Raw genomic sequence first — 12973 nt, forward strand, 5'->3', positions numbered from 1 at the left:
CGGAGCTGCGCATCCTCGGCTCGTACCCGGACCGCTGGGACCGCGTCGACCGGACGGGCAGGACGGGAGAGTGAGCGGACGTCGCGCTTCTCGAAGTCGGCCCGCGCCGCGGCCAGGATCGCGACGCCCTCGAGGCCCGTCGCCTCGAGATGATCGACGGAGCGCGCCTCGAGCTCGACTGCGAGTTCGATCGCCCCGGACTCGGTGAACTGGTCACCGTGAAGCCGAAGCGCCAGGCCGGCCTCGGCACATGCACGGAGGTACCGTCGTGACTGGGCGGCATCGAAGGATCCACGCTCCAGGAAGACGTCGGCAGCCTCGGCGATCGTCGCCGCCTGCGGCAGAACTTCGGCGAGGAGAAAGTCCACGTACGCGTCCGCACCATCGAACTCGGGCGGCACCGTATGCGCTCCGAGCCACGTCGGCACGCCGCCCGCGGCTCGCACAGCCCGCAGCTGTGAGAGCTCGGTGTCGCGGTCGAGGCCGTAACCCGACTTCCCCTCGAACGTCGTCGTTCCATGGGCGCGCATCCATCCTCGGTGGCGCACCGTAATCCGCGTCAGCTCTTCCTCCTCGGCAGCGCGCGTCGCCCGCACGGTCGAGAGGATGCCTCCGCCGGCCGCGTGAAGCTCCTCGTACGAGGCGCCTCCGGCCCGGAGCGAGAACTCGTTGACGCGGTCGCCGGCGAAGCAGGCGTGCGTATGGCAGTCGACGAGGCCCGGGATCGCGCAGAGCCCGCGCCCGTCGATCTCCTGGATACCACCGGCCAGGTCGGACGTGAGCTCGCCCATGCGCCCCACGCTCTCGACGCGGCCGTCACGACACAGGATGTACGCGTCCTCGATGACGACGACACCGCGCAGCCCCGGCCCCCGTAGCGGCCCTGCCGCGCCCGCGGGCGTCGCAACCTGGGCGAGGTCGCGAATCAGCAGGTCGGTCATGGTCCGGCGGGTGTCCCCGCGCACGGGGGCTCCGCACCCGCCCGGATACTCGGCAGGTCGAGGCCACCGTCGCGCGCTGCGTCGAGCGCCTCGACGTAGCCGGCGTCGGCGTGGCGCATGACGCCCGTTCCGGGGTCGGCCGCGAGCACACGCTCGAGCCTCTCGGCGGCATCCGACGAGCCGTCCGCGAGCACAACCATGCCGCTGTGGATCGAGTTGCCAATACCGACGCCGCCTCCGTGATGGACACTGACCCAGGTCGCCCCCGCGGCCGTGTTGAGCAATGCGTTCAGGATTGGCCAATCGGCGATCGCGTCCGAACCATCGAGCATCGCTTCCGTCTCGCGGTAGGGCGAGGCGACGGACCCCGAGTCGAGGTGATCCCGACCGATCACAACCGGAGCGGAGACGCGTCCGGCGCGCACGAGCTCGTTGATCGCGAGGCCCGCCCTGGCACGGTCGCCGTATCCGAGCCAGCAGATCCGTGCCGGGAGTCCCTGGAAGGCAACCTTCTCGGGCGCCATCGCGAGCCACCGCTGCAGCAGGATGTCATCGGGGAACAACCCCTTCAGCTCGCGGTCGATCACCTCGATGTCGGCCGGGTCACCGGAGAGGACAGCCCACCGGAACGGCCCGATCCCCCGGCAGAAGAGCGGCCGGATATAGGCCGGGACAAAGCCCGGGTATGAAAACGCTTCCGTCAGGCCTCCCGCATACGCCTCTCCTCGCAGATTGTTGCCATAGTCGAAAACATAACATCCCATCCGGACGAAGTCACACATGGCCCTGACGTGCGTCACGATCGACTGGGAAGCGAGCTCCAGATAGCGTTTCGGATCCCGGTCACGGAGCGCTGCAGCCTCCTCGAAGGGAACCTCGGCGGGGACGTATCCGGTCAGCGGATCGTGCGCTGCGGTCTGGTCGGTCACGAAGTCGAAGTGCTCACCGCGGGCAACGAGCTCCGGAAAGACGTCGGCCGCGTTTCCGAGCAGGGCGACCGAGAGAGGTGCTCCTGCCGCCGAGGCAGCACGCACCCGCGCGACGGCGTCATCGAGCGACGTCGCCTGCTCGTCGACGTAGCGCGTCGCGAGTCGGCGGTCGATCGACCGCTGGTCGACCTCGACGCACAGGATCGCCGCCCCGGCCAGCGTCGCCGCAAGTGGCTGGGCACCCCCCATGCCGCCCAGTCCGGCGGTCAGGACCGTGCGGCCGGACAGGTCAGCAGAGCCGAAATGCACTTCACCAGCCGCGCAGAACGTCTGATACGTCCCCTGCAGGATCCCCTGCGTCCCGATGTAGATCCACGAGCCGGCGGTCATCTGTCCGAACATCGTCAACCCCTCGGCCTCCAGCCGACGGAACTCGTCCCAGGTCGCCCACTTCGGCACGAGGAGCGAGTTCGCGATCAAGACTCGCGGAGCGCCGGGGTGGGTCCGGAATACGCCGACCGGCTTCCCCGATTGCACGAGGAGCGTCTCGTCGTCCCGGAGCCGCAGGAGCGTCGCGACGATGTCCCGGAGTGCCTGATGCGACCGCGCAGCTCTGCCCGAGCCGCCGTAGACGACAAGGTCCTCCGGGTGCTCGGCTACCTCGGGATCGAGGTTGTTGAGCAGCATCCGAAGCGGCGCCTCGGTCTGCCACGAGAGCGCGTTGAGCTCGCCCCCGCGAGGCGCACTGATCGCCGAGAGGTCACCGCAGAGCTCCTCGACGCGCGGGTCTGCGGGCATCATGAATCGGTTCCCGATCCGGCCCCGCGCCCGCTGCCGTTGGCGTTCCCGTTCGCCGCGCCGTGCTCTACCGCGCGCCCCGGGTTGGCGGCTCCCTCGCTCGACGACGCGCCGGGATCGACCTTCACGGCCGGGTCGGCCGCAGCTGCAGCCTCCGCCAGATCGCGCTCCCTGATCCGCTTTCGAAACTTCCACCAACTCCAGGCGGTCGCGACGAGCCAGAAGATGATCGCAGCGCCGATCGCTCGCAACAGGCTCCCGCCGGTGACGCCGGCAAGCACGACCAGAATCACGGCCATGACCCCGTAGACGATCGCGGTATCGCGGAAGGGATGGGCCGGAAGCGGCCGCTCCTCGCGCCGCTCTCGCGCCATCAGTGCACCTCCCCGACGTCTGCCACGACGGCGGCGAGCAGGCTACCGTCACGGATCGCGGCGGCGACACGGTCTATGTCTGCGGAGAGCGACCGGTCCTCTCGCAGTCTCTCTGACAGCGTGCGCACGAATGCACGTGCGGCCGCGACCCCGCGCCCCGGTTGCAGCGGCGCAAGGAACTCGACCGCCTGCGCGCCTGCGATCAACTCGATCGCGAGCGACTGCTCGGTATTGGAGAGCACCTGCAGCGCCTTGAGTCCGGCGGCGTTTCCCATCGAGACGTGATCCTCCTGGCCGGCACTCGTAGGGATCGAGTCCACGCTCGCCGGATGAGCGAGGACCTTGTTCTCGGAGACGAGCGATGCCGAAACGTACTGCAAGATCATCATTCCCGAATTGATGCCACCCTCTCGCGTCAGGAACGCTGGCAGCCCCTCGGAAAGGCTGGGGTTCACCATGCGCTCGACGCGTCGCTCGGAGATGCTTGCGAACTCGGCGACGGCGATCGCCAGGCAGTCGAGCGCGAAGGCCACCGGCTGCCCGTGGAAGTTGCCGTTCGAAACGATCTCACGTTCCTCGAGCAGGACGAGCGGGTTGTCGGTCGCCGCGTTGATCTCGATCGAGACGGTGTTGCCGACGTACTCGAGAAGGTCTCGACTGGCACCGTGTACCTGGGCCGCGCACCGGAGCGAGTAGGCGTCCTGCACCTTGTCGCACCACCGGTGAGATTCGAGAATCGCAGATCCCTGAAGCAGCAGGCGCACGTTGGCGGCGGAGGCGACCTGTCCGGCGTGAGGCCGCGCAGCGTGAATGGCGGGATGGAAGCTCGTCAGGGAGCCCTGGAGCGCCTCGAGCGACATCGCACAGGCAACGTCAGCCGTTCGCGCGAGCCGCAGAGCGCGCGTCAATCCGAGAGACGCCATCGCCGACATGAACTGGGTGCCGTTGATCAGCGACAGTCCCTCCTTCGCCTGGAGCCGTACCGGTTGGAGCCCCGCGGCTGCAAGGGCAGACGCACCAGGCATTCGGACGCCATCGAGGGACGCCTCGCCCTCGCCGACGAGCGGCAAGGCCAGATGCGCGAGGGGCGCGAGGTCACCGCTCGCTCCGACTGATCCCCGGGCCGGGACGTACGGGACGATGCCTGCATTCAGGACGCCGAGGAGCAGCTCCACGGTCTCGACACGGGCGCCGGAGAACCCCTTCGCGATCGCGTTCGCCCGCAAGACCATCGCAGCGCGGACGACCTCGTCCGGGTACGGCACCCCGACCCCGCACGCATGGCTGCGCAGCAGCCTCAGCTGGAGGTCTTCGGCCTGATCGTCCGGAATCGACTCGGAGACGAACCGGCCGAAGCCGGTGTTGACTCCGTACGTGTGCTCACCGCGAAGGTCGTCGAGGAGGCTGCGCGATCGGCGCATCCGGTCGACGGCGCTCGGCGCGAGGGCAACCCACCTGAGATCGATCGCGACGTCCCACACGTCGTCGACCGAGAGATCGTCGCCGGTCAGGAGGAGTGGTCCGGCCACGGACAGCGAGTCTATTCGGACCGCTCGCTTCATGGCACGTCAGCGATCCACAAGCGACTGCGCCGTCGTAGGACGACGCTCCTCGGCGACCTTTTCGGCACGCGCCCTCGTCGGAGCGTGCCCTGTAAGCGCAACGAGGAAGGCGTCGCGCTCGATCGCAATCAGCCGGCCGTCGGTCATCGCGCTGACGGTCGCCGTCCGCGGCACATCGTGCAGAAGGGCGATCTCGCCGAACCCGTCCCCTCGCTCGAGCGTGTTCACGCGGATGCCATTGCGCACCACCTCGACGCTTCCGTCTGCGATTGCGAAGTAGCGGTCGCCGACATCACCCTGGCGGAAGACCGTGCCTCCGGCAGGAACCGCGACGTCGATTGCACCATGCGCGACGCCTTCCAGTGCAGGGGCGGGGAGCGCGCGAAAGATCCCGACCGAGCGTAGAAGGGCGATCGTCACGGCGGGAATGACGGCAGCAGCATCGACAGCGAGGAGCGGTCGAAGCCGCACGAGCACGACCATCGGCACGATCGCCCCGGTGAAGATCAGGGCCCCCTTGAGGCCGGCGATGCCGATCACGATCGGCACCGAAACCGAGCCGACTCCCCATGCGGCCATCGCGAGGCCCTCCTTGAAAGAGAAGACGCGAGCGAGAATCTCGGTCGAGGTGACGCGCTGCAGCAACGTCTGGCCCGACACCTCGAGCAGGCTGCGGGAGATACCCGTCACAACTGCGACGGCGAACGCGACTCCGACCGTGATCGCGAATCCGAGAACGATGAACGCAGCGGCCCCGAGGACAGCAGCGCCGAGCATCACCGGGACGATGCGGGATCTCCCGACGAGCGCGAGCGACGTGACCGCGCCGACGACGGCTCCCGCACCATGGGCAGCAGTCAGGTAGCCGGCTCCCGAGTCTCCGATCCCGAGCGATCCGACGGCGAGGACGACGACGAGAACGTCGAAGGCGCCGACCATCAGGAACGTGGCGGCGAGGACGACCACGACTTCCCTCGGCGCACTTGCCTGTGCGAGCGCGCGAGCTCCCTCGTCAAGCTGCCGGAACGCCCCGGCCGCGGAGGCCTCCTCGTCGCGGACAAGCGGACGGACGAGGTCGCGCAGCGGCACGACGAGAAGCGCCGCGACGACAACGCATGTCGCTCCCGCGGCATAGACGGCACCCGGCGTCGCGACGGCAAGGATCAATCCGGCACATGCGGGCGCAAGTACGAGGCCGATGCTGAGAATCCATCCCGTCACCGCGTTGAGCGCGACGAGCTGCTCGGTCGTCCGGGCGATGCCGGGCGAAACGACCGCGTGGGCAGGGTGGGTCACGACGAGGGCCATGGCGGTCAGTGCGCCGAGCGCGTAGCTCACGACGGGCGGAGCACCCGCGAGAAGCGATGCGGCGGTCGCACCCATCGAGAGTGCCTGCGCTACATAGGCCCCGAGAAGGACATGACTCGCCCCGAAACGGTCGATCAGAGGCCCGGCGAAGGGCGCGACGATTGCCGTCGGTATCAGCAACGCGAGCGAGACGACGCCGGTCGCGGTCGCGCCGCCCTCCGAGTAGGCGTAGACGAGCATCGCGACCCAGGGCCCGAACTCTGCCATCCGATAGAGGCCGAGAGCGCCCGCCTCGCGGCGTAACACGGGGTTCGCGGCGAGCGCTCGAAGTGGAGAGAGCTGGGCAACTTCCACGAAGGTCGAGACTATTCCCCCGCTGTGCCCTCTGTCGACGGTGATCCGGGGTAGAGCCGGCGCTCGAGCACCTTTGCGTCGGGCAGATCCGGGAGCCCGAGCGCAGCCGCAGGAGCAACCGCGGCCTCGGGAATGAGGCCGACGAGCTCGCTCGGCCCGACCTCGACCCCCCGAAGCGCTGCGAGATCTCGCACGCGGCCGACGACCTCGACGAGCGGTGCCGCCGACACGTCGATCACGTTCAGCGACACCTGCACGCGACCGCTGTCGCGCAGGAGCAGGCCGAGGGCCTGAACGCCGGGCATACCGCCGCCCGACTCCCGTACGGCCAAGGCGATGGCGTTGGCATCTTCGAGATCACCCGTGGAGAGGTCGATGTTGAAGGCGATCAGGAGCGGACGCGCCCCGATCAGGACGCCTCCTGCCCGCGGATCGAGGCGCGCTGGGCCAAACGCCGGCCGCACCTCGCCTGTATCGATCCGGCGTTGCAGCTCGGCCGGGCCACCGTGGCGGAAGAACGCAGGACGCTTGCCGCCGCCGCTCGTTCCGTAGAGGAAGACGGGCAGCCCGAGCTCGGCGCCGACCCGCTGCCCGAGCGTGAGCGCCACGTCCCGGGCGAGCTCCATCCCGGAGTCCCCGATCGGAACGATGGGCACGACGTCGGAGGCGCCGATCCGCGGGTGGATGCCATCGTGGTGCCGTAGGTCGATCAGCTCGGCTGCCCGCGCTATCCCCTCGAGGAGAGCGCCGACGAGATCGTCGGCCCCGGCGACCACGGTGAAGACGGAGCGGTGGTGGTCTGCGTCCGAGTGGATGTCGAGCACGCGCCCCCGCTGCCGGAGCGCCTGCGCAATCGACTCGATCACGCCGGGGTCACGACCTTCGGAGACATTCGGCACCGATTCGAGGAGCGTCACGCTCCTACTCTACGGTTGCACTGAATGCCACCCACGACACCCGTGCCTTCCGTGCAGACCGATCGCCGCTACCGCTCGATCGCAGGGCTCCACCGCGACCTCTCCCTCTGCCGTCGGTGCGCGGCTGCCGGATTCTCGATCTCATCCGCTCCTGTCGTGCAGGGTGGAGCGGGGCGACCGGCGTATCTCTACGGGCAGGCACCCGGGATCGTCGAGGGTGTCACCGGCGCACCGTGGCAGGGCCGGGCCGGGCGAACGCTGCGCGGCTGGCTCCAGCTCGACGAGGCGAGGTTCGACGCAACGTTCTACTGCGCATCGGTCACGCGCTGCTACCCGGGGCGGGTGTCGGGCCGCGGCGATCGAACGCCCTCCCCCGCCGAGAGGCGCCTCTGCACATCCTGGCGTGTCGAGGAGCTCCGTCTTCTCCGCCCCACGCTGATCCTCACGGTCGGCGGACTCGCAGCGACCGCGATCGTCGGCGCCCGCACGCTCATCGAGTGCGTGGGCAAGAGCTACCTCGTAGACGACGCGATCGTGATCCCGCTACCCCATCCCTCCGGTGCGAGCTCCTGGCTCAATGATCCAACGAACCGACGACGGCTCGGCAAGGCCCTCACGCATGCCCGGCGCGAGATCGCGCGTCTCGACGAGCCTGACTGACCGCGAGAGGGCTTGTGTGCGACGATGCCTCCCGATGGCGACGATCCTGACCGGAGATCGACGGTGAGTCATCTCGACCCCGAGATCGAGCAGCGCATCGACGGCCCCGTCTCGTCGGAGGCTGTTCGCGAGACTCGCATGACGCCCGCGGAGGCGATCGAGGGGATGCGCATACGGTTCCCGGAACGCGGGAACCGAAAGCTCCGCCGCGTCATCGATCGTGCGAACGCCGATGCTCAACTGAAGGCGTGGTGGCACGTCTCGAACGTCAACGCCGTCGCTCGCATGCAGATCAACGACCATTCGTGGGTCCACATCCAGGTCGTCGTCAACATTGCGTTGAAGTTGCTGCGCCAGCTGACGAAACACGGAGTCGAGCCGTCGGCGGTGCGCGACTACGGACTGACGAACGAGGACTCGGAGGTGATTGTCGTGCTCTCGGCGCTGATGCACTGTGTCGGGATGTCCGTGCACCGCCGTGGCCATGAGGACTTCAGCCTCTTCCTCTCGGAGCCGAAGATGCGCGATCTACTGGACGGGATCTATGACGAGCCCGAGCGCACCGTGATCATCTCGGAGGTGCTGCAAGCGATCACGAGCCATCGCTCGGACGGTGAGCCGCTGGCCCTCGAGGCGGGGATCCTCAGGGTCGCCGACGCACTCGATATGGCGAAGGGTCGCTCGCGCATCCCGTTCGAGGCGGGTTCGGTCTCGATGCACTCGCTCTCCGCCGCAGCCATCGAGGAGGTGACGATCGAGGACGGTGACGAGAGGCCCGTCAAGATCGGGATCCTGATGAACAACTCCTCGGGTCTCTTTCAGGTCGATGGCCTGCTCAAGGCGAAACTGCGGGGGTCCGGCATCGAGCCGTACGTCGAGGTTATCGCTCACATCGACACGGAGAACGAGAAGCGGCTCGTCTCGGTGTATCGGCTCGATCTCTGACCGCCGCAGGCGAGATTGCTACCATCCCGCGCGAGCCGTGCGGGATCGTCTAATGGTAGGACGCCGGATTCTGGTTCCGGAAGTTGGGGTTCGAGTCCCTGTCCCGCAGCTCGTTCCGTCGATCGTCGCGCCCCCCACAAGCGGGCATTCTTGTTGTTCGGGACGACAACGCTCGTAACAGTACTTCCAAGGGTTTTGTAAGGTTTCTCGGCGTTCCTTGTGCACTGTTCGCTACCGTGGTGGGAACGAGAGACACGAGCGGGCCGCATTTTCGCACGGCACCGTGAGCCCTGTCCCCGAGATGGAGGTCAGATCTGAGAACCCTAGCGATGGGTGCGTGCGCCCTGATTCTGTTGGTCCTGCCGGCGACGGCCCAGTCCCAGTCCCGTTCCGGACTCGGCGCGCAGCTGACCAAGCACCTGAGCACGATGAAGAAAGACCGGCAAGTGCTCCGCTTCCTCAGGACGCACAGCTGGCTGCTGAACGACCCTCGTTTTGCCACGGAGGCAAAGCGCCAGTTGCAAGTCCACACGCTGAGTCTCGAGCGTTCCGACCGGAAGGCGGCCGAGACGCGGCTTGCGATCGCCCGCCGCGCGGAGGCGCACCGCCTCGCAGTACTTGCGGCGCAAAGTCCTCCGCAGGTTATCTGCCGCGTGTTCGGCACGTACTGTGGGCAGGCCCTCGCCGTCTCGCGATGCGAGTCGGGCCTCCTCACGAACGCGCAGAACGGGCAGTATCTCGGTCTCTTCCAGATGGGATCGAGCGAGCGCAGGATCTTCGGTCACGGGTCGACCGCGGTCGCGCAAACCAGGGCAGCGCACAAGTACTTCGTTGCATCGGGCCGCGACTGGAGCCCCTGGTCCTGCAAGCCATGGCACTGATCGGGCAGTAGGTTTCGTCTGCAAAGTGCGGAACCCGGCCGGGCGGCCGGGTTCCCACGCGGACCGGAACCTGCTAGGTGTCTGTTCATGGCATGGCTTCGGCGAAACGGTGAACGACTGAAGCCGCTCGACGAGGCGGCAGCATACGCACGGTGCCACGGAGATCGCGACGAAACGGTACGTATCGTGAAGCTCCCACCACGCCGAATCCGCTACGACGCGCTGCTGACGACCGGCGAGGAGATCCGCCGTGGACTCGAGGCGCGGATCGACGGTCGCGACGGGGAGAGCGGCCCGGTCACAACGCCGTAGGCTGCCCTGCGTTCCGGCACTCTCGGAGCAACCGGCGCGAGGTTCGGTACACTCCTTCGCCGCACGGCCCATTCGTCTAGTGGCCTAGGACACCGCCCTCTCACGGCGGCGGCACGGGTTCGAATCCCGTATGGGCTATCTCTGCTTTCGCTGAAACCCGGAAGGTCTGTTCCATAGAGGTCCCGGACAGCCTCCATCGTAGGACGATGAAGAGCCCGTAGGTCGACGGCGGTCGCGTCGATCCGCAAGTGGCTCATCACCGCCTGCTCCACTATGGCGACTGGATCGCCGCCAAGGCGATCAACTACACGATGGCAGCAGCTACAGCTACCTATACAGCCAATCTCAGTCCCCGTGGCTGTATCCGCGATACCTCAGGTAGCGGGGTGATCGTCCTGAGTCTGGGCAGTAGTGCGCTGGTGGAGCAGCTCTGCGCGGTGATAGGCGGCTTCGGCGCGTTCGAGTGCGGCTTCGGCACGTCGACGTGCGGCATGGGCCCTCTCGACTGCTTCGCGGGCCGCGCGCTCTGGCGTGTCGACAGTAGCGTCGAGCGCTAGAGCTTCGTCTTGCTGCTCGTCTAGGACGGTCTGTCGCTCATCGCGTCCTCCCTGTGTTTTGTCGAGCTGATGCTGATGGGCATCGCGACGGTCTTGGTCGCGTCTCTGGAGGTTGCGGACGACTGTGGCTCGAGGCGAATCGGGGGACCGGTCGGCCGTCTCGACCCTGCTGGCGTCGACGCGGCGCTGCTCGGTGTCGGCGACCGTTTGTTCGCGATCTCCAACTGCTTGATCTAGGTCGGCGACGGCTTGATCGCGATCGAGTGATTCCTGGCCCTCAGCTTGCGAGTTCTGGATATCCACGGGTGTCTCCTTCCGTGTTGACGAGAATGTCGGCCGCGGGGGCTGGACGCCCGAACAGATATCCCTGACCATATTTGACGCCCAGGTCGGCAACGGCACGTAGGGTCGGCTCGTCCTCGATGCCCTCGGCGATCGTGTGTTGTCCGAAGGCCTCTGCCAGGCCCACAATCGCCTGTATCACTGCACGGTTTGTATCGTTGTGATCGAGGTCGGTGACGAACTCACGATCGATCTTGAGGATATGAACGGTTAGCCGCTTGAGGTAGAGGAAGCCACCGTAACCGGTTCCGAAGTCGTCGAGGGCGACCTTGCAGCCAAGGCTCGTGAGACGGCCGAGAAGGTCGGATGCTGCTCCCTGGTTCTCGACGACGTCGGTCTCTGTCACTTCGATGACGATGAGGCTGGGATCGACTCCCGTGGACGCAAGCACCTCTTCGACGTAGCGGGAGAAAACCGGCTGCGAGAGCGACTGCGCAGAGATGTTTATCGCGACGGGATGCCCGCCGGCGGCGAGTTCCGCTGCGTGCTGAACGACCCAGCGGTCAATGTCGATGAGGAGCCCATGGTGCGCGGCCGCTGGGAGAAACTCACCGGGCAAGATGACCTGGCCCTTGGAAAGCATCCGTAGCAGCAGCTCGTACTGAACGGTTTTGCCCGTTGCTATCTCGATGATGGGCTGAGCGTAGAGCGTGAATGCATCCGTTTCGAGCGCCTCGCGCACCCGGGCGGCCCATGACAACTCGAGCAACTCGAGCCGCTGACGATCGCGCTCTGCCTTCTCTTCGGTCGTATCCCTGAACACCACGACGACACCGTGTCGGCCAGATATGGCCTCAACCGGGGCAGCTTTGTAGGCGACGGTGAGCTGCGTTCCGTCTCGGCAGACGAAGGAGTCGTCCGCGACTATGACCGCCTCGTCGCCTGCGCCCGCCTTCGTGATCGGGCAATCATCAAACGAATGGGCATCGTCCCGCTCGGCGGCCGCGTGCAGAACGTCGTGCAGGCGGCACCCACCTAGGTCGGCTGCCGTCCATCCAAGGTGGTGCTCGGCTGCCCGATTGACCTCCAACACGAATCCGTCGCCGTCGACCGTGCAGAGTCCATCGGGGATGGACACCATTACCGCAGCCAGGTAGTCGCGTGCACTCCGTAGCTCGCGCTCATACCAGATTCGCTCGCGTATGTCAGAAGCTACGACGATCGCCCCGATGGTCGATCCCGAAACGTCGAGAACCACCTTCGCATCGACCTGCACAGAGAGAGTCTCCCCCTCGACGCCCTTCATGTCGAAGACGCCGTGCACGGCTTCGTCCGGCGCCACTTCCCCGAGGTGCTCCCGCAACCCGCCCGACGGGCGGCCGGGCTCGAGACGAGCCAACACGTTCGTCCCGAGGACGTCCGCCCGACTCAACCCGAACAGACGTTCGGCCGCAGTGTTCCAAAAGGTGAGGGACAAGCCCTGGTCGAACGCCATCACAGCCGCATCGATCTCGCCGAGCACCGCGTCCTGAACTCGAAGACGCTCGTCCGTCTCGGCACCCTCGGTGACATCGAAGTGCATCACAACGACGCTCTGCGCAGCGCCGGCAGCGACCCGCATCAGGAAACGTCGCCGCACACTGGGACTGTCACAGTGATAGTGCAAGAGACCCGGCTCGGGGTCTCCGCCCATCACCCCACGGATCAACCGGGCCGCGTCCCCAGCGGATTGGTCGCCCATCTCCTCTGCTTCATCGCACACAGCGAGGTAGGCACTACCGACGCCGACGTTGGCTCCACCGTTCTCCTCCGCAAACCGCGACCACCCCGCGTTCACGGCCACGACGACACCGTCTCGATCGAGCACAGCAACGTTGGCAGGGATCGAATCGATGACCCCTTGCCAGAAAGCATCCACGGACACCGAACGAAATCGCAAGTCAGAGAACGCCCTCGCCGACCCCCGCCGTGACTGATTTAGACCCAGCCCGATAAGGCGATTGTATCAGTTGTTTCATGCCCGGAACGTTCTCTTCGTCGGCAACAGCGGGAGTCCGTGACGCGAGTGCGCTTCCTGTATCGCCCGGGCCGGTCGGGCAACGCGGAACCCGCCGTTTCGGAACCGGCAAAAGGCGCCCGGCCCGAGCAGGACA

Annotated in this window: 12 protein-coding genes, 2 tRNA genes and 1 pseudogene; 8 read left to right on the forward strand and 7 right to left on the reverse strand. The window is 66.9% G+C overall.

The features are described from left to right. The 6 genes and pseudogenes from ABIR74_RS02695 to ftcD form a co-directional block, all read right to left on the reverse strand. Positions 1–941: pseudogene (locus ABIR74_RS02695) on the reverse strand (hypothetical protein); the annotation flags it as partial. Further along, positions 938–2668 (reverse strand): urocanate hydratase, encoded by a 1731-nt coding sequence (hutU, locus tag ABIR74_RS02700; RefSeq protein ID WP_348175075.1) that lies wholly within the window; start codon positions 2666–2668, stop codon positions 938–940. The pseudogene ABIR74_RS02695 and the gene hutU, both read right to left, overlap by 4 nt. Then, positions 2668–3042: a hypothetical protein gene (locus ABIR74_RS02705; RefSeq protein WP_348175076.1), complete on the reverse strand. Its 375-nt coding sequence runs from the start codon at positions 3040–3042 to the stop codon at positions 2668–2670. The genes hutU and ABIR74_RS02705 overlap by 1 nt, the downstream gene beginning before the upstream one ends. After that, on the reverse strand, positions 3042–4604 hold the full coding sequence (gene hutH / locus ABIR74_RS02710) for a histidine ammonia-lyase (protein ID WP_348175077.1): 1563 nt from the start codon (positions 4602–4604) through the stop codon (positions 3042–3044). The genes ABIR74_RS02705 and hutH overlap by 1 nt, the downstream gene beginning before the upstream one ends. A 6-nt stretch (positions 4605–4610) precedes the next feature. Then, positions 4611–6266 carry a cyclic nucleotide-binding domain-containing protein gene (locus tag ABIR74_RS02715; RefSeq protein ID WP_348175078.1) on the reverse strand — a complete coding sequence of 552 codons (1656 nt, stop codon included), beginning with the start codon at positions 6264–6266 and terminating at the stop codon, positions 4611–4613. A gap of 11 nt (positions 6267–6277) precedes the next feature. Further along, complete coding sequence (gene ftcD / locus ABIR74_RS02720; RefSeq protein ID WP_348175079.1) at positions 6278–7183, reverse strand: glutamate formimidoyltransferase; 906 nt, start codon at positions 7181–7183, stop codon at positions 6278–6280. Positions 7184–7207: 24 nt separating this feature from the next. On the opposite strand from ftcD, the gene ABIR74_RS02725 reads away from it, so the two are divergent. The 8 genes from ABIR74_RS02725 to ABIR74_RS02760 all read left to right on the forward strand — a co-directional run bounded on the left by ABIR74_RS02725 (position 7208) and on the right by ABIR74_RS02760 (position 10775). Further along, the gene (locus ABIR74_RS02725) at positions 7208–7843 is read left to right on the forward strand and encodes a uracil-DNA glycosylase family protein (RefSeq protein WP_348175080.1); all 636 of its coding nucleotides are present in this window, start codon (positions 7208–7210) and stop codon (positions 7841–7843) included. A 63-nt stretch (positions 7844–7906) separates the two neighbouring features. After that, the gene (locus tag ABIR74_RS02730; RefSeq protein WP_348175081.1) at positions 7907–8788 is read left to right on the forward strand and encodes an HD domain-containing protein; all 882 of its coding nucleotides are present in this window, start codon (positions 7907–7909) and stop codon (positions 8786–8788) included. Between the two features lie 38 nt (positions 8789–8826). Then, positions 8827–8897 (forward strand) — tRNA-Gln (locus ABIR74_RS02735). 220 nt (positions 8898–9117) lie between these two features. Then, positions 9118–9669, forward strand: a complete 552-nt coding sequence (locus ABIR74_RS02740; RefSeq protein WP_348175082.1) for a hypothetical protein — start codon at positions 9118–9120, stop codon at positions 9667–9669. Positions 9670–9756: 87 nt separating this feature from the next. Then, positions 9757–9981 carry a hypothetical protein gene (locus ABIR74_RS02745; RefSeq protein ID WP_348175083.1) on the forward strand — a complete coding sequence of 75 codons (225 nt, stop codon included), beginning with the start codon at positions 9757–9759 and terminating at the stop codon, positions 9979–9981. Positions 9982–10046: 65 nt separating this feature from the next. Next, positions 10047–10119 (forward strand) — tRNA-Glu (locus tag ABIR74_RS02750). Positions 10120–10229: 110 nt separating this feature from the next. Further along, entirely contained in the window at positions 10230–10538 is a 309-nt protein-coding gene (locus ABIR74_RS02755) for a hypothetical protein (RefSeq protein WP_348175084.1), read from the forward strand. Positions 10539–10613: 75 nt separating this feature from the next. Beyond that, a complete protein-coding gene (locus ABIR74_RS02760; protein ID WP_348175085.1) occupies positions 10614–10775 on the forward strand; it encodes a hypothetical protein in 162 nt (53 codons plus the stop codon). Between the two features lie 40 nt (positions 10776–10815). On the opposite strand, the gene ABIR74_RS02765 is transcribed toward ABIR74_RS02760, so the two are convergent. After that, positions 10816–12744, reverse strand: coding sequence for an EAL domain-containing protein (locus ABIR74_RS02765; protein ID WP_348175086.1), 1929 nt, complete (start codon positions 12742–12744; stop codon positions 10816–10818). Positions 12745–12973: the final 229 nt, after the last annotated feature.

Source organism: Gaiella sp. (genome assembly GCF_039915195.1).
Lineage (GTDB): Bacteria > Actinomycetota > Thermoleophilia > Gaiellales > Gaiellaceae > Gaiella.

What these genes read in the sequence shown, in the direction of transcription:
- hutH (WP_348175077.1), bottom strand. Translation starts at nt 4,604, where the DNA reads ATGAAGCGAGCGGTCCGAATAGACTCGCTGTCCGTGGCCGGACCACTC.
- hutU (WP_348175075.1), bottom strand. Translation starts at nt 2,668, where the DNA reads ATGCCCGCAGACCCGCGCGTCGAGGAGCTCTGCGGTGACCTCTCGGCG.
- ABIR74_RS02745 (WP_348175083.1), top strand. Translation starts at nt 9,757, where the DNA reads ATGGCATGGCTTCGGCGAAACGGTGAACGACTGAAGCCGCTCGACGAG.
- ABIR74_RS02705 (WP_348175076.1), bottom strand. Translation starts at nt 3,042, where the DNA reads ATGGCGCGAGAGCGGCGCGAGGAGCGGCCGCTTCCGGCCCATCCCTTC.
- ABIR74_RS02725 (WP_348175080.1), top strand. Translation starts at nt 7,208, where the DNA reads ATGCCACCCACGACACCCGTGCCTTCCGTGCAGACCGATCGCCGCTAC.
- ABIR74_RS02760 (WP_348175085.1), top strand. Translation starts at nt 10,614, where the DNA reads ATGGGCATCGCGACGGTCTTGGTCGCGTCTCTGGAGGTTGCGGACGAC.
- ABIR74_RS02740 (WP_348175082.1), top strand. Translation starts at nt 9,118, where the DNA reads ATGGGTGCGTGCGCCCTGATTCTGTTGGTCCTGCCGGCGACGGCCCAG.